Origin of the sequence: Bacillus sp. TSO22 (assembly GCF_020223595.1) — a bacterium.
GTDB lineage: Bacteria > Bacillota > Bacilli > Bacillales > Bacillaceae > Bacillus > Bacillus inaquosorum.
Genome location: NZ_JAHAWO010000009.1, coordinates 654,564 through 670,984, shown reverse-complemented (window position 1 = coordinate 670,984; position 16,421 = coordinate 654,564). Strand labels below are relative to the sequence as shown.

The 16,421-nt window shown below is 44.8% G+C and carries 18 protein-coding genes; 11 read left to right on the top strand and 7 right to left on the bottom strand.

What is annotated here, in order from left to right:
* The 3 genes from KHQ79_RS11915 to KHQ79_RS11905 are packed head-to-tail and all read left to right on the top strand — an operon-like array spanning position 1 to position 1,452.
* Positions 1-270 carry a hemolysin XhlA family protein gene (locus tag KHQ79_RS11915; protein WP_060398448.1) on the top strand — a complete coding sequence of 90 codons (270 nt, stop codon included), beginning with the start codon at positions 1-3 and terminating at the stop codon, positions 268-270.
* A gap of 12 nt (positions 271-282) precedes the next feature.
* Positions 283-546, top strand: a complete 264-nt coding sequence (locus KHQ79_RS11910) for a phage holin (RefSeq protein ID WP_003239099.1) — start codon at positions 283-285, stop codon at positions 544-546.
* A 12-nt stretch (positions 547-558) separates the two neighbouring features.
* Positions 559-1,452: an N-acetylmuramoyl-L-alanine amidase gene (locus tag KHQ79_RS11905; protein ID WP_225515264.1), complete on the top strand. Its 894-nt coding sequence runs from the start codon at positions 559-561 to the stop codon at positions 1,450-1,452.
* 36 nt (positions 1,453-1,488) lie between these two features.
* Here KHQ79_RS11905 and spoIISC read toward each other — a convergent pair whose 3' ends face one another.
* The 6 genes from spoIISC to steT all read right to left on the bottom strand — a co-directional run bounded on the left by spoIISC (position 1,489) and on the right by steT (position 5,960).
* On the bottom strand, positions 1,489-1,626 hold the full coding sequence (gene spoIISC, locus KHQ79_RS11900) for a three component toxin-antitoxin-antitoxin system antitoxin SpoIISC (protein WP_119913750.1): 138 nt from the start codon (positions 1,624-1,626) through the stop codon (positions 1,489-1,491).
* A gap of 84 nt (positions 1,627-1,710) precedes the next feature.
* Entirely contained in the window at positions 1,711-1,881 is a 171-nt protein-coding gene (gene spoIISB / locus KHQ79_RS11895; RefSeq protein WP_003239095.1) for a three component toxin-antitoxin-antitoxin system antitoxin SpoIISB, read from the bottom strand.
* Complete coding sequence (gene spoIISA, locus KHQ79_RS11890; protein ID WP_003239094.1) at positions 1,881-2,627, bottom strand: toxin-antitoxin-antitoxin system toxin SpoIISA; 747 nt, start codon at positions 2,625-2,627, stop codon at positions 1,881-1,883. Before spoIISA ends, spoIISB begins: the two co-directional genes overlap by 1 nt.
* 109 nt (positions 2,628-2,736) lie before the next feature.
* Complete coding sequence (locus KHQ79_RS11885) at positions 2,737-3,738, bottom strand: inorganic phosphate transporter (protein WP_003239093.1); 1,002 nt, start codon at positions 3,736-3,738, stop codon at positions 2,737-2,739.
* Between the two features lie 12 nt (positions 3,739-3,750).
* A complete protein-coding gene (locus tag KHQ79_RS11880; protein ID WP_003218470.1) occupies positions 3,751-4,368 on the bottom strand; it encodes a DUF47 domain-containing protein in 618 nt (205 codons plus the stop codon).
* Between the two features lie 275 nt (positions 4,369-4,643).
* Positions 4,644-5,960, bottom strand: a complete 1,317-nt coding sequence (steT, locus tag KHQ79_RS11875) for a serine/threonine exchanger (RefSeq protein WP_225515262.1) — start codon at positions 5,958-5,960, stop codon at positions 4,644-4,646.
* Between the two features lie 385 nt (positions 5,961-6,345).
* On the opposite strand from steT, the gene KHQ79_RS11870 reads away from it, so the two are divergent.
* The 4 genes from KHQ79_RS11870 to KHQ79_RS11855 all read left to right on the top strand — a co-directional run bounded on the left by KHQ79_RS11870 (position 6,346) and on the right by KHQ79_RS11855 (position 10,724).
* Positions 6,346-7,296 (top strand): ring-cleaving dioxygenase, encoded by a 951-nt coding sequence (locus KHQ79_RS11870; protein ID WP_225515260.1) that lies wholly within the window; start codon positions 6,346-6,348, stop codon positions 7,294-7,296.
* A gap of 101 nt (positions 7,297-7,397) precedes the next feature.
* Positions 7,398-7,544 (top strand): hypothetical protein, encoded by a 147-nt coding sequence (locus KHQ79_RS11865; RefSeq protein WP_019258173.1) that lies wholly within the window; start codon positions 7,398-7,400, stop codon positions 7,542-7,544.
* A gap of 7 nt (positions 7,545-7,551) precedes the next feature.
* Entirely contained in the window at positions 7,552-9,741 is a 2,190-nt protein-coding gene (locus tag KHQ79_RS11860; RefSeq protein WP_225515258.1) for a glycosyltransferase family 39 protein, read from the top strand.
* An 11-nt stretch (positions 9,742-9,752) separates the two neighbouring features.
* Positions 9,753-10,724, top strand: a complete 972-nt coding sequence (locus KHQ79_RS11855) for a glycosyltransferase family 2 protein (RefSeq protein ID WP_060398454.1) — start codon at positions 9,753-9,755, stop codon at positions 10,722-10,724.
* 472 nt (positions 10,725-11,196) lie between these two features.
* Here the strand turns inward: KHQ79_RS11855 and htrA are convergent, their stop codons facing one another.
* The gene (htrA, locus tag KHQ79_RS11850) at positions 11,197-12,567 is read right to left on the bottom strand and encodes a serine protease HtrA (RefSeq protein WP_225515257.1); all 1,371 of its coding nucleotides are present in this window, start codon (positions 12,565-12,567) and stop codon (positions 11,197-11,199) included.
* Between the two features lie 171 nt (positions 12,568-12,738).
* On the opposite strand from htrA, the gene proG reads away from it, so the two are divergent.
* The 4 genes from proG to dppC all read left to right on the top strand — a co-directional run bounded on the left by proG (position 12,739) and on the right by dppC (position 16,419).
* A complete protein-coding gene (gene proG, locus KHQ79_RS11845; protein ID WP_148981525.1) occupies positions 12,739-13,557 on the top strand; it encodes a pyrroline-5-carboxylate reductase ProG in 819 nt (272 codons plus the stop codon).
* 127 nt (positions 13,558-13,684) lie between these two features.
* Positions 13,685-14,509: a D-aminopeptidase DppA gene (gene dppA / locus KHQ79_RS11840; RefSeq protein WP_060398457.1), complete on the top strand. Its 825-nt coding sequence runs from the start codon at positions 13,685-13,687 to the stop codon at positions 14,507-14,509.
* 15 nt (positions 14,510-14,524) lie between these two features.
* The gene (gene dppB, locus KHQ79_RS11835; protein WP_003239083.1) at positions 14,525-15,451 is read left to right on the top strand and encodes a dipeptide ABC transporter permease DppB; all 927 of its coding nucleotides are present in this window, start codon (positions 14,525-14,527) and stop codon (positions 15,449-15,451) included.
* 5 nt (positions 15,452-15,456) lie between these two features.
* A complete protein-coding gene (gene dppC / locus KHQ79_RS11830) occupies positions 15,457-16,419 on the top strand; it encodes a dipeptide ABC transporter permease DppC (protein WP_003239082.1) in 963 nt (320 codons plus the stop codon).
* The last annotated feature ends 2 nt before the right edge of the window (positions 16,420-16,421 follow it).

Sequence of the window (16,421 nt, the reverse complement as noted above, 5' to 3'; positions counted from 1 at the left end):
ATGCAGCAAGAGATAGATGTAAATGTGGTTCAGCAAGATTTAGCAGACATGAAAGGTGAGCACAAAGCACTTGAGCAGAGGGTTTCCGCATTAGAACGCGTGTCTGACCGGCAAGATCAGCAAATCATGACGCTGAACGAAAAATTAAACAAAATTGAAGAAAATACAACATGGATTAAACGCACCATCACAGGTGCCATCATTACAGCAGTGTGCACAGGGATCATTGGCGGAGCTATCGCGATTATGTACAACCTGTTGCAGCATTAGAGGGGGATTTTCATGAAAACGTATGACAAAGGCACGGTCATCAGGACGGTGCTTCTTTTGGTTGCATTAATCAACCAGACCATGATGATGCTTGGCAAATCACCATTGGACATTCAGGAGGAGCAGGTCAATCAGCTTGCTGACGCTCTTTATTCGGCCGGATCTGTCATTTTCACAATTGGAACGACACTTGCCGCTTGGTTTAAAAACAATTATGTAACAGAAAAAGGGAAAAAACAGCGTGACTTGTTAAAGGAAAATAATCTGACGAAATAAGGAGAGATGAAAATGGTTAACATTATTCAAGACTTTATCCCAGTCGGTGCAAATAACCGCCCAGGCTACGCAATGACACCTCTTTACATTACAGTGCACAATACAGCGAACACCGCAGTCGGAGCAGATGCTGAGGCGCATGCCCGCTATTTGAAAAATCCTGATACGACGACAAGCTGGCATTTTACTGTTGATGATACAGAAATTTATCAGCATCTGCCTTTAAATGAAAACGGCTGGCATGCGGGAGACGGAAACGGCAGCGGCAATCGGGCTTCTATCGGAATTGAAATTTGTGAAAATGCCGATGGGGATTTTGCGCAAGCTACAGCAAATGCCCAGTGGCTGATCAAAACATTGATGGCTGAGCACGGTATCAGCCTTGCTAACGTTGTACCCCATAAGTATTGGTCTGGCAAGGAATGTCCCCGCAAGCTGTTGGATACGTGGGATACGTTTAAAGCAGGGATTGGGGGAGGCGGCAGCCAAACTTACGTCGTGAAACAAGGTGACACGCTTACATCCATAGCGAGAATGTTCGGTGTTACTGTAGCTCAGCTGCAAGAGTGGAACAATATCGAAGATCCGAATTTTATTCAGGTCGGTCAAGTGTTAATTGTCAGTGCTCCGTCGTACGCTGCAGAACCCGAGCTCTATCCGCTTCCAGATGGCATCATTCAATTGACAACACCATTTACCTCAGGAGAACACGTCTTTCAGGTGCAAAGAGCACTGGCCGCTCTCTATTTTTACCCTGATAAAGCGGCTGTCAACAACGGAATTGACGGCATTTACGGACCGAAAACAGCTGACGCGGTTGCCCGTTTTCAGTCTGTTAACGGTTTAACCGCCGATGGTATATACGGGCCTGCGACTAAAGCGAAAATCGCAGCTCAACTAAGCTGATCACAGAACACAAAAATCCCGGAGCTGCTCCGGGATTTACTTTTTCTTCTTCAATTTTTTTAAAATTCCTGCGCTCCGCTCCCTCACACGAAGCGAATACCCGGAAAGTCCAAACCTTCCGTAATCAACAAACTTCACACGCCTCACCAATTTTTTCACTGTATCACCTGACAATATCCTCTGTTTGTTTTAGTATATGTAACCCTTTAAGAAAAGGAATAAGGACAAGAGCTGTTTTCCCTTGTCCTTTTAGTGTGATCATGCTTTTTTTCGTTTATACTCGTCAATCAGCCGTTCGTTTTCTTTAAAGATTCTTGCTGTATGCGGACTGACTTGATAGCTTGCAACACTGGTGGTTGAACGTTTTTTCAGGATTTTAAACGGCTTCGCCGCTCGGGGCTCGCATCCGTTTTGAAACGCGCGTTCCATTATCCTTCACCTTCCTCCTCAATTGGCAGCACCAAATCATATATGCTCGTTAATGATGTGAAAAGCAAATAATCAAATTCAGTGACAATGCTGTCAGACGTCAGCTTGATGACATAGCTCTGTGTCTCGATGGTAAAAGGAATGAGAACCATTTTTCCGTATTGGTCGTAATAAACATCCTTTCGATCAAGCCGGGTTTGCACGTCTGCCGGATCGTCCATATGCTCGGTTAACCGGTCTTTATCAGCCTGTGTCGAATAGTGACAAAGGGAGGCTGTTAAATTCATTTTATCGGCATAGGTTTTCAGCAGCTTATCAATACCTTCAGCATATGCATCTATACTTCCATAATAAACATGGATCGGTTCGTTTTTCAATAGGTATTGGTATGTTTTCAGCCGATTGAGATACATGTGGAGCATTTCGTTGTTTTCTTCAAGGATTTCTCTTGTGTCTGTTTCCAGTTCACTGCCAGCCAGTTTTTTGACGTATGCGCTTAAGAAGATGAAAGCGTCAATTAAAGCGAAACTGACAGCGACAATGAGGTACCGTTCCCAGTGGGTAAATAGGGAAGAGGGCTCATATGTCCAGTATACCATAGCGCCCAGAACAAACAGCAAGTACCATGTTTTCCGGATGGCGGACATTTTTTCTTTGACCTTCGCTTCGAACCGCCACGTGGCGTACACGTATAAGCCTAATCCGGCCATGACGCACCAGACCATGATCTGAAAGAATAAAAGCATACATCAATCCCTCACATCTGAAATAGGTTCTGCTTATTGTATTCGAGAGATGCGGCTGGTTTTCCTGTTTCATCAAAAAAACCGCTCCTTTGACAGAAGCGGTATAACCTTAAAAAATCATATTTAAAATAAAGTAGGCGATGGCACCAAGTGTCGCTGAAATCGGAAGCGTGATGACCCATGTAATGAGCATCCGCTTAGCTGTGCCCCAGTTTACGCCTTTTACCCGGTGTGACGCACCGACGCCAAGGATTGATGAAGAAATGACGTGGGTTGTGCTGACCGGCAAATGAATAAATGTGGCGCCGAAAATAATGGCTGCCCCGGTTAAGTCAGCGGATACACCGTTTACCGGACGAATCTTCATGATCTTTCCGCCAACGGTTTTGATGATTTTCCATCCGCCGATTGAAGTTCCGAGACCCATGGCTGTCGCACAGGCGAATTGCACCCAGGTTGGAATATCATTAGCAGAAGTATGTAAATTCGCTGTGATGAGAGCCATTGTGATAATTCCCATTGCTTTTTGCGCATCGTTTGTTCCGTGTGTATATGATTGCAGGGCAGCTGTTACAATCTGCACTCTGCGGAATTGCTTGTTCGTTTTCGCCAAATTGCTGTCTTTGAAAATCAGCTTGACGATGCTGTAAAGAATAAAACCAAGGACAAAGGCAATAATTGGTGATAAGAGCAGTGCTTCAATGATTTTAATGAAGCCCTTATAATTTAACGCAGTAAATCCGGCTGCCGCAACTGCTGCACCGGCAATTGCCCCGATGATGGCATGGGATGAGCTGCTTGGGATGCCGTAGTACCATGTGATAAGGTTCCAGGCAATCGCAGCGATTAGCGCAGCCAAAATCACGACAGAGCCATTCTCTAACGTATAAGGATCTACAATGTCTTTCGTAATGGTTTTGGCAACACCTGTAAATGTCATTGCTCCGATAAAGTTCATCACAGCCGCCAATATGATAGCATGGCGCGGTTTCAGCGCTTTTGTCGATACCGAAGTCGCAATTGCGTTCGCCGTATCATGAAACCCGTTGATGAAATCAAACGCCAGAGCACAAATGACTATTAGTATTGTTAATATTAATAGAATATCCATTTTTACCCCTCGTTACGCGTTTTTCATAATGATGGTTTCAAGATTATTGGCAACACTTTGGCAAGAGTCGGCAATTTCTTCAAGCGTTTCGTAAATTTCACGATATTGAATGACTTTGATCGGATCTGTTTCATTTCCGAAAAGATTTTTTAATGATTTTCTATGCAGGTTGTCACAACTGTGCTCATACTCTTTAATTTTAATCGCGTGAGGCTGAATATCCTTTAAGCGGTTTTCTGCCAGCAGCTCAATTGTAATCAAAATTTCTTTCGCACATTCTCTGATGTATCCGCTGAACTTATCGATATGCTCGTCTGATGAAGTGATTGAGAAAATCTCCATCATGGCAGAGAAATGTTCAATTCCGTCAAGCACATCATCCAGGCTGTTTGTCAGCTGAAGGATATCTTCGCGCTCAATAGGAGTGATGAACGCTTTGTTAAGCTCTTTAATCATGACATGAACATGATTGTCACCTTTTGTTTCATATTCCTTTAACGTATCTGCAAATTCTTTAAGCGTCGTTTGGTTGGTAACCTTAAAATTCACAAAATACTCTGCAGTTTCGTCTATGTTCTTTGCAATTTCTGTTAAAAGGAGTGAGAACTTATCTTTTTTTCTTCTTATCATTAAAAACCCTCCATAGTTTGAATGAACAATGCACACATCAAATTATTATATAGCCTTTTGTCGAAAAAAAACAGGTAAAGTCGAAAAAAACGTATCTTGACTTTTTCGATAAATCGTGTCTCCTTATTTTGACCTACTTCCCTTTAAAAAAACGACCCAAGTTTGCAAAAACTTTCTGCTTAACGTAAAAAGTATATCAAAAGTTGTGTTTTTCCTGTCAACTTTTATCTTCTGTTTCACCAAAAAACGGTTCCCTAAACAAGGGAACCGTTTTATCAGCTTGCTTTTCGTTTTTTCATCCAGTAATAAACAGGCAGCCCGGCAAGGCCGATGAGGATGGACAATCCGCAGCACAGTGTATCTGTGATGAGTGTGCTGCCTAACACAAAGAGTGAGCCTGCAATGGCCAAAATCGGCATGAATGGGTAAAGCGGAACACTGTAGGCGCGCTTTTCTCCCTTTGTTTGCTTGCGGAGGATAAACACCGCAAAAAAGGCCATCACATAAAAAATGTAGATCATGAAAATCGAGATTTCTGAGAGCTTATCAGGGTTGCTGATCAGCATCATAATCAAAGACACGGCAATTTGGAAGGATATCGCAATCCATGGTGTGCGGAACGTCGGGTGCACATGTGACAGTTTTTCAGCAAATGGAAGCTGCTTGCGTTCCGCCATTGCAAATGACACACGCGGGAAAGAAAGGACCTTACCGTTTAAGCAGCCGAAGATGCTGACAATAATCCCGACACTGATCAGCTTTCCGCCCATTGAACCGAACAGCATGGTGGCAGCAGTACTTGTCGCATTTTCGCCAAGTGTGACAATTTCGTTCGCTGACAGGATGTGAAGCAATGCAAAATTAATGAAAATATAGATCGCCGTTACAATTAATAATCCTCCCGTCATTGCACGCGGCAGCAGCTTTTCGGGATTTTTCATTTCTCCGCCGAGAGCGGCCAGAAGAATCCATCCGTCGTAAGCAAACAGTGTAGCCAAAATGGCTGCCCCGAAGTTCATATCGGAAATGCTTTCGTTTACAGCTGTGAAGATGTGCTGATCGCCTTTCCAAAGGCCAAAGATGATGATGCATGCGATCGGAATCAGCTTTCCGATCGTTGTCAGCGTTTGGACAAAGCCGCCGTATTTTGTACCGATAATATTAATGACGCATAAAAAGAGAACTGCTATAATTCCGATTACTTTTGATAGGCCAGATCCCCAGCCGAAAAGATTCGCCATTAAAGATCCAAAATATAAACCCAGTGCGCCAATAATCGCCGGACCGTAAATGATAATCTGCACCCAGCCGCACAAAAATCCCCAAAACTCACCGTACACTTCTTCAAGGTACGTATAAAGCCCGCCGGTTTTTGGAATCTGCGTTCCGATTTCCGCGATTGTCAAACCGCCCGCCAGAGTTAAAATACCGCCTAACAGCCAGGCGAAAAGCGCTGTTTTTGAATCACCTGAATAAGCGAGCACAGCGCCAGGCTTCATAAAAACACCTGAACCGATAATGGTTCCGATGACAAGAGTAAGGGCAAACAAGAGGCCTATCTCTTTTTTTAAACCGTTGTCTTCAGTATGCATGTCCTTAACCTCCTATGATGTTGAAGCTTCATAATGAAGAATCTATTTTTCATATTGTAAACCCTATTTTAGAAAAGTGGAATAAAATAAATTTTCTGATTTTCGATATTTGCATGTATATGCCTGATAAAACTGTGAAAACGCATGATTTAATGAGTTATAAACGAATAAATGTATGGTTTTCAGATTATAAAGTTCGTGTTTTGTAGGCGGTTTTTTGCTGATACGGAGGGTGCTGTGAGAACGAAGGAAAATAACGAACCTTCAGAGAAGCTGATATGTTGACTTTCCCGTGCGAATAAAATACCTTGTAATTAGAACAATAAATATATAACTATGATGCGATATCTCGAAATCGAGATAAAATGACCTGGAGGGACAGCATATGAAAGTCAACGGCATACACCACGTGTCGGCATTAACAGCCGACGCACAAAAAAACTTAGATTTCTATAAAAAAGTATTAGGATTAAAGCTCGTCAAAAAATCCGTCAACCAGGATGAACCGACAATGTATCATCTGTTCTACGGAGATGAAGTGGCAAATCCGGGAACTGAGCTGACGTTTTTCGAGATTCCGCGCATTGCGCCGTTTCATGCGGGAACAAACAGTATTTCTTCTATTGGTTTGCGCGTTCCAAGCACAGAAGCCCTGCATTACTGGAAAGAACGTTTTGAAGAGCATCAGGTGGCGCACAGCGGCATTGCCAAAAGAGCCGGACGTGACATATTGGCATTCCAAGATCATGAAGGACAGCGCCTTGTGCTGACTGCTGATGAGAAAGGCAAAGGATATGGTCTGCCTGTTAAACAAAGCGGCATTCCGGAAGAATTTTCGTTTCGCGGGTTAGGGCCGGTTGAACTGACTGTGCCATACGCTGAATCAACCTTACACGTATTGACGAATATTCTTGGATTTACAGAAATCAGCCGTGAAGCAGTCGAAGGGCAAGGAACCGCCGTTATTTTGGAATCTGGAGAAGGCGGTGCGGCAACAGAAATCCATTTAATAGAAAGAAACGATCTTCCACGAGAGCGCCAAGGCAAAGGAAGTGTTCACCATGTCGCGTTTCGGGTAAGAGATGAAGAAGAACTTGCCGGGTGGCACCAGATCATCAGCCGGGAAGGCTATAGCAATTCCGGCATCGTTGAACGCTACTACTTCAAGGCGCTGTATTTCAGAGAGCCGAACGGCATTTTGTTCGAGTTATCAACAGACGGACCAGGCTTTATGGTTGATGAAAACCTTGATGAGCTTGGCCAAACGATTGCTCTTCCGCCGTACCTTGAGCATCGAAGAGCTGAAATTGAAGAGAAACTAAAACCGATTCAATAAATTTTAATTCATTTGCCTTCCGGCGCCGCCGGAAGGCTTTTTTTTATTACCATAATTAATTTTGACCTAAACAGCATGCCTTATTAGGGAGGAAATATCAGATGCTGATTGGGAGAAATGGCTTAAAACCCTTTGCATATATGGACGATTGGTATGAAATGGACTCGGCAAAAATATTGTCTTTGTTTATTAATAGTTTATTCATATTTGCTTGTTACACTATTTCAAAGTTAGACAAAAAGGAGTGAAAAACACGTGGAAAAGAAAAAACGCGAGCTGGATATTTTCCTCATCCTCATTTTGCTCGCATCTGCATTCTTAAATATCTATAACATTTGGAAGGACGACACGGTGAATCCTTATTACACCGCGGCAGTTACAAGTATGATGCAAAGCTTTCATAATTTCTTTTATGCTTCGTTCGATGCTGCCGGCTTTATAACAGTTGATAAACCGCCTGTTACATACCAAATCCAAACGATCAGTGCACTGATATTCGGTATGCACGGGTGGAGTGTCATTCTCCCTCAAGCATTGGCAGGTGTAGGTTCAGTACTTCTTATGTACTTGCTGATTAAGCCGACATTCGGAAAAACGGCGGCACGCATTGCCTCATTTGTTATGGCATGTACGCCGATTGCTGTAGCTGTAGCACGTACAAACAATGTTGATGCATTACTGGTATTTTTCTTATTGCTGGCTACTTGGCTTCTCTTTAAAGCCATCAAAAAAGGAAAGCTGATCTGGCTGTTAGCAGCATTTTTCGTTGTTGGAGTAGGTTTCAATACAAAAATGCTACAGGCTTACATGATTTTACCGGCTTTCTTATTGTTCTATCTGATTGCGGCAAACGCCACAATCAAGAAAAAAATCGTTTCATTGGTAAGTGCTTTAGCTGTATTGGCAGCCGTTTCGTTATCATGGCCGCTCATTGTTGACAATATCCCTGCAAGCAAGCGGCCTTATATCGGAAGCAGCCAGACCAACTCTGTTTTGGAATTGGCTTTCGGATATAACGGGATTCAGCGGCTGACAGGCCAAAATTCCGGCGGCCAGGGCGGATCAAACGGAGACGCTTCAAAAGAAATGTCTTCTTCCGATAACAGTTCATCGCAAACTCAAGCACCGCCTAATCAGTCATCAGCATCAGGCAGCAGCTCATCAAGCGATGATAAATCATCAAATGGCAATATGACGGCACCTCCATCCAATGGTCAAATGCCTAGCGGCGGTCAAGGAGGCCCTCCAAGCGGAGGAGATGGCGGCCAAGGCGGACCTGGCAGAGACGGAGGGAAAGGCGGTACAGGAACCGGTTCAAAAATGCAATCAGGTTCAGGAATGTTCGGGACGGGAACACCTGGTCCGCTGCGGCTTTTCCAACAAGAGTTATCTGATCAAATCAGCTGGCTTCTGCCATTTGCGATTTTTGGAATTGCAGGCTTACTGATCGCAGGCGCGAGAGAAAGAAGAAGACTATCTGCAGAGCAGAAGGAAACGGTTTTCTGGGTTGCATGGCTTGTACCGATTGCCGGATTCTTCAGTGTCGCAGAATTTTTCCATCATTATTATCTCATTATGCTGGCACCGCCGATTGCGGCTCTTGTCGGTGCGGGATGGGTTGCCCTTGTTCATCTGTATCGCAATCAGACAGGCTGGAAATCATGGCTTCTGCCGGCAGCGATTATTGCGACAACTGGATTTGAATTGTTCATTCTCAGAAACTACAACGATCAAATCGGAGCAGGATGGAGCATCGGTGTAGGGGTTATCGGCGCGTTATCTGCAATTGCTCTGCTGCTGTTCAAACAGCGCCAACAACCGATCAGTTATTATGTATCACTTGCAGCTCTTCTTGCATTGCTGGTGATGCCGATTTATTGGGCAAGCACACCGCTTCTGTACGGAGGCAACAGCTCACAGCCTGAAACAGGGCCACAGCTTGCATCAATGAGCGGAAAAGGCATGGGAATGTCTGATGCGACTGTAAATGAAAAACTGATCAAATATCTAGAGGAAAATAACTCTGGAGCTGAATACCTATTTGCCACAACCGACTCGAACACAGCAGCGCCATATATTATTAAAACGAAAAAAGCTGTTATGACAATTGGCGGATTCAGCGGTTCTGACCCGGCTATCACGCTGACTCAATTTAAAAAGCTTGTAAAAGAAGGAAAAGTGAAATACTTCTTAGCTTCTGGAATGGGAAGAGGCGGAAACAATGACATTATTGAATGGGTTCAGAAAAACGGGAAAGAAGTGTCTTCAGATAAATGGCAATCAAGCTCTGATCAACAATCATCATCTGATCAGAAAACAGAAAATACTGATTTAGCTGATACATCAAGCAACAGCAAGTCTTCAGGCGAAAACGGCCAAATGGGCGGCGGACCTGGCGGAATGAATCAGTCAGCTACATTATATGAACTAAATGCTGATGAATAGGAGGAAAAAACATGAGCAGACATATTCAATATTCAATTGTTGTACCTGTGTATAACGAAGAGCTTGTCATTCATGAAACCTATCAGCGATTAAAAGAGGTCATGGATCAAACGAAGGAAAACTACGAGCTGCTTTTTGTCAACGATGGGAGCAAAGATCGCAGTATTGAGATTTTAAGAGAGCACAGCCTAATCGACCCGAGAGTGAAAATCATTGATTTTTCAAGGAACTTTGGGCACCAGATCGCCATTACAGCGGGTATGGATTATGCACAGGGGAATGCAATCGTCGTCATTGACGCCGATTTGCAGGACCCTCCTGAATTGATTTTAGAGATGATTGAAAAGTGGAAGGAAGGCTATGAGGTCGTGTACGCCGTGCGAACAAAACGAAAAGGGGAAACCTTTTTCAAGAAACAAACTGCGGCTATGTTTTACCGGCTCCTCAGCAGCATGACAGATATTGATATCCCGATTGATACGGGGGATTTCCGCCTCATGGACAGAAAAGTCTGTGATGAAATGAAGAGATTAAAAGAAAAAAATCCTTTTGTCAGAGGGCTCGTCAGCTGGGTGGGCTTCAAACAGACAGCGGTCGAGTACGTACGTGATGAAAGGCTCGCCGGAGAAACAAAGTACCCGCTGAAGAAAATGCTGAAGCTGTCAATGGATGGCATCACGACATTTTCACACAAACCGCTGAAGCTGGCAAGCTATGCGGGGATGTTAATGTCAGGTGCAGGATTTCTGTATATGTTTATCGTGCTGTATCTAAAGCTATTCACAGACAGCACCATTACCGGCTGGTCATCTCTTATTGTGATCCAGCTCCTGTTCAGCGGCATCGTCCTTCTGATTCTTGGGATGATCGGCGAATATATCGGCAGAATCTACGATGAAGCTAAAGACAGGCCGCTTTACATCGTTCAGAAATCATATGGAATAGAAAATAAAAGACTCTATAGAGACCAGCATATGTCATAACCCGAAACCCCTGTCCGTAACGGACAGGGGTTTTTATTCTCCAGTAATCAAAGTAATAGATGCTGATAGATTTATGGGAAGAAGGGATTGAGAACTTGCACTGCGGTTCAGGCATGCTGAAATAAAAACGGCAAAGCCTAAAAGCTTTCGTCTTAGGCTTTGCTGCATGTTAGCTGTTATATTGAGGGGCTCACAGCCGTACCAGTGATGTAATAAAATAATGGCACCCAGTGTAATTTCCTATGCCATGTCGATTTAGGAAGGAGAAAGCTTAGCACAGAAAAGCTAATCCTGCCCAGATCATGCTCAAGCCTACAGTTTTCATGTTCATATCTCTTTCTCAAACATGCATCTGATTAGAATGATGTCAGTCTGAATGATATGTAGATGTATCGGTAGAAAGTTTCATAGAGCAACAGGTCTTTTGTCTAATAAAAATCCTCAGGCCTTTTGCGGCCTGAGGCGATATTTCTTAAGAAGTGGTTTCTTCTTTTTGATCGAGTTTGATTTTTTTTGTCATTTCTTTGCCGTTTCTGAGAATTTTTACTTCAACGGTATCACCGATGTTTGCGTCTTTATATAAGATATTGCGCAACTCACTGCCTGTATCGATTTCTTTGCCCTTCAGGCTGATGATAATATCCTCCGCTTTCAACCCAGCCTTTTCAGCAGGAGAGCCTGAAGCGACCTCACGGATGTACACGCCCTTATTCAGCTGGCTGCCGAACAGGCCGAGTGTGCCTTCCTGGTAGTTTTGCGGCACTTGTTCTAAATCAAGCATGCTGACACCGATATACGGACGTTCAATTTGTCCTTTAGACAGCAATTCTTCTGCAATCGGTTTTACGTCATTGCTTGGAATTGCAAATCCGATGCCCTCTACATCATCCTCACTGATTTTCATACTGTTAATGCCGACAATTTTGCCGTCTATATTTAACAACGGACCGCCGCTGTTACCTGGGTTAATCGCGGCGTCAGTTTGAATCACGTTAATGCTTGTTTGACCGGCTGATGTTGACATTGAAACCGTTCTGTCCACGCCGCTTACAATCCCCTGTGTTACTGTGCGGGACAGGTCTTTTCCGAGCGGATCTCCAATCGCAATGACGGTCTCGCCAGTTCTGAGATCAGATGAATCGCCGAAGCTTGCCACTTTTGTTACGTGGTCATCACTGATTTGGAGAACCGCTAAATCTGTTAACGAATCACTGCCTACGAGCTTTGCTGTCACCGCAGTGCCGTCATATAAAGATACCTTCAGTGAAGATGCTCCTTCTACAACGTGGTTATTCGTAATGATATAAGCCTTGCCGTTCTCTTTTTTGAAAATGACACCCGATCCTGAACCGCTTTCTGTATCTTCGCTGGAATCAGAGCTGGAACCGGATGAGTCAGAGCCGAACAAAGAGCTGTTTGACTGAGCCTGAAGATTTGTGATGCCGACAATTGCCGGTGAAAGGTCTTCCACCATATCTGAGATTTTAGAAGAATCTTCGCTGTTGAATGCAGATGAGCTGCTTGAGCTTGATGAGCTTTTGCTAGATTCAGAGGACGTGCTTTTAGCTGTAACAGATTGCGTTTGCTGTTGGCTGGATGACTGTTTTACAGTGTCCTGAGAATCATGGTCGCCAAGCGGTGTAAACGTGTAAATCCCAAGGGCGAGACTGCCGCCGATCACTCCGCCAAGCAGCGGTCTGAACCATCCGAACCCTCGTTTTTTCTTCTCCTGATCATGCATGACATTGCGGGCTGAGTAGGAGGTGCTCTGATCGTTCTCTTTCGCTAGAAAGACCTCATTCTCATTACCTTCCGTTCTGTTTTCGTCACGATAGTTATCCATCATGTTCACTCCGTTTCTCTATTCTCACTAATTTCTATTTGATTATGATAGTTTTATGACTTGAGTTTATCATAAACAAAAACTGTGGGATAAAAATGAAAAGATTATGGGAAATTGTGAAAAAGGGCGGAAAACGGTACACTCTTTATTGTATATGAAAGGACTGAGTCGATGGAACAGATTGGATTGATTGGATATGGCAGCATGGCGGATATGATCGCCAGGCAGCTGTTGAGGCATGGAAAAATAAAGGAGAATGAGCTTTTTATTGAAACGAGAACGAAGGGGGAGCGGCTGAAGGCGCTGATCTCAGATTATCCAAACGTATCGGCTGATTCGCTTGAGAACTGGGCGGAAACGTGCCGTTTGATTTTTATATGTGTCCCGCCGCTCCATGTCATCGAAACATTGCGCCGTCTGCACCCGTATGTGAACAGGAATACTCATATCGTATCCATTGCCGCCGGCGTGCCGCTGCGCCTTTTGGAGGCTGAAACAGAAGCCGGTATATCACGTGTCATTCCTGCCATTACGTCCGAAGCAGAAGCAGGCATCTCGCTTGTCGTTCACAGTGAGGCATTGACAGCGGATAAAAAAGAACGTCTGAATGAATTGTTATCGGTTTTCAGCAGTGTACGAGAAATCAAAGAATCAAATTTGGATGCCGCCAGCAATTTGACGAGCTCGGCACCCGGGTTCATAGCTGCCGTCTTCGAAGAACTGGCGCTGTCTGCGGTGAGAAACAGCAGCCTGTCCAAAGAAGAAGCCTTTGATTTTCTGATTCATTCTCTATACGGAACTGGCAAGCTGCTGATCGAAAAGAATATGTCTTTCGAGGAAACGCTGGGGCGTGTCGCAACGAAAGGCGGAATTACAGGGGAGGGTGCTGAGGTCATACGCGCCTCAGTGCCGGAAGTTTTTGATCAGGTGTTTGAAAGAACCCTGAAAAAATATAAGCTGCTTACAGAACAGACAGAGAAACAGAAATGAATCCTTGAAAGAGGATTCTTTTTTATCATTGAATCGTTGTGATTTTCCCCAGTTATATTGCATTTTTCCTCTTTTTTTAATATAATTTGTTAGAATATTCATAATTTAGTAAAAAAGGAGGAGCGTTATGAAACTGTACATGTCAGTAGATATGGAAGGTATTTCGGGTCTTCCGGACGATACCTTTGTTGATTCCGGCAAGCGCAATTATGAACGCGGACGGCTCATCATGACTGAAGAAGCAAACTACTGTATTGCCGAAGCGTTTAACAGCGGGTGTACTGAGGTGCTGGTCAATGACAGCCATTCGAAGATGAATAATCTGATGGTTGAAAAGCTTCACCCTGAAGCAGACTTGATTTCCGGTGACGTCAAACCATTTTCAATGGTAGAGGGGCTGGATGATACGTTTACAGGCGCTTTGTTTCTCGGTTATCATGCGAGAGCTTCCACTCCCGGTGTGATGTCACACAGCATGATTTTCGGCGTCCGGCATTTTTACATAAACGATCGGCCTGTCGGTGAGCTTGGGTTAAATGCATACGTTGCCGGTTATTATGATGTCCCGGTGTTAATGGTAGCCGGAGATGACCGGGCGGCGAAGGAAGCGGAAGAGCTCATTCCGAATATTACGACAGCCGCTGTCAAACAAACCATTTCAAGATCCGCAGTGAAGTGTTTGTCTCCTGCGAAAGCCGGCCGGCTGCTGACAGAAAAAACCGCATTTGCCCTGCAAAACAAAGACAAAGTCAAACCGCTCACACCGCCGGACAGACCGGTTTTGAGCATTGAATTCGCCAATTACGGACAGGCAGAATGGGCGAATCTGATGCCGGGAACTGAACTCAAGCCGGGAACCACAACCGTTCAATTTCAGGCGAAGGACATGCTTGAAGCCTATCAGGCGATGCTTGTCATGACTGAGCTTGCGATGCGGACATCATTCTGCTAAAGGGGTGTTGAGGCTTTGGCGCGATACATGATGAAGCGTTTTTGGGCAATGGCAGCTACGATTTTGGTGATTACCACCCTGACTTTTGTTCTCATGAAGGTCATTCCCGGATCTCCTTTTAACGAGGAGCGAGGCACAAATGAAGCCGTTCAAAAAAATCTCGAAGCCTACTATCACTTAGACGATCCTCTCATTTTCCAATACATCATCTACCTAAAATCCATCATTACATTCGATTTCGGACCTTCAATTAAAAAACCGTCAGACAGCGTAAATGATATGCTGGAACGCGGATTTCCCGTTTCCTTTGAGCTTGGAATGACAGCGATTGTCATTGCTGTGATCTCCGGGCTCGTGCTGGGCGTAATCGCTGCGCTCCGCCGCAATGGCTTTTTGGACTACGCCGCGATGAGTTTGGCGGTACTCGGCATCTCCATCCCAAATTTTATTCTGGCAACATTGCTCATTCAGCAATTTGCTGTCAATCTCAAACTATTTCCCGCTGCCACATGGACGAGTCCGATCCACATGGTGCTTCCGACCGCAGCGCTTGCAGTAGGGCCAATGGCAATTATCGCCAGGCTGACGCGGTCAAGCATGGTCGAAGTCCTGACGCAGGATTATATCCGCACAGCAAAAGCAAAAGGGCTTTCTCCGTTCAAAATTATCGTAAAACACGCACTCAGAAATGCACTTATGCCCGTCATTACCGTTCTGGGCACACTCGTTGCCAGCATCTTAACAGGAAGCTTTGTTATTGAAAAAATCTTTGCCATTCCGGGAATGGGAAAATATTTTGTTGAAAGCATTAATCAGCGGGACTATCCCGTGATTATGGGAACGACCGTTTTTTACAGCGTCATTCTGATCATCATGCTGTTTTTGGTCGACTTGGCCTACGGTCTGCTGGACCCGCGCATTAAACTGCATAAGAAAGGGTGAAGCGTGTGAATCTCCCTGTACAAACAGATGAACGCCAGCCAGAGCAGCACATTCAGGTGCCGGATGAATGGTTTGTCTCGAATCAGGAAAAAAATCGAGAAGCCGATTCGGTCAAGCGGCCGAGTTTGTCATACACGCAGGATGCTTGGAGGAGGCTGAAGAAAAATAAATTAGCGATGGCTGGACTTTTTATTCTTTTATTTCTTTTTGTCATGGCAGTTATCGGACCCTTTTTATCACCCCATAGTGTCGCGCGCCAATCGCTGACCGAACAAAATCTCCCGCCCTCAGCCGATCATTGGTTCGGCACCGATGAGCTCGGCCGGGATGTGTTTACCCGAACATGGTATGGAGCGAGGATTTCGTTATTTGTCGGAGTGATGGCAGCGCTGATTGATTTTGTGATCGGTGTCATTTACGGGGGCGTTGCCGGCTATAAAGGCGGCAGGACTGACAGTATCATGATGCGGATTATCGAAGTGCTGTACGGGCTGCCGTATCTGCTCGTTGTCATTTTGCTGATGGTGCTGATGGGGCCGGGGCTGGGCACTATTATTGTGGCGCTGACTGTAACCGGATGGGTCGGCATGGCGAGAATTGTTAGAGGCCAGGTGCTTCAAATTAAAAATTATGAATATGTACTCGCCTCGAAAACCTTTGGTGCGAAAACCTTTCGCATCATCCGGAAGAATCTGCTGCCGAATACAATGGGAGCGATTATCGTACAAATGACATTAACCGTACCTGCCGCTATATTCGCAGAATCATTTTTAAGCTTTCTCGGCCTCGGCATACAGGCTCCGTTTGCCAGTTGGGGTGTGATGGCGAATGACGGTCTGCCTACGATTTTGTCTGGGCATTGGTGGCGCCTGTTTTTTCCGGCCTTTTTCATCTCCTTAACGATGTATGCGTTTAACGTACTGGGGGACGGATTGCAGGATGCGCTCGACCCTAAGCTGAGGAGGTAGCT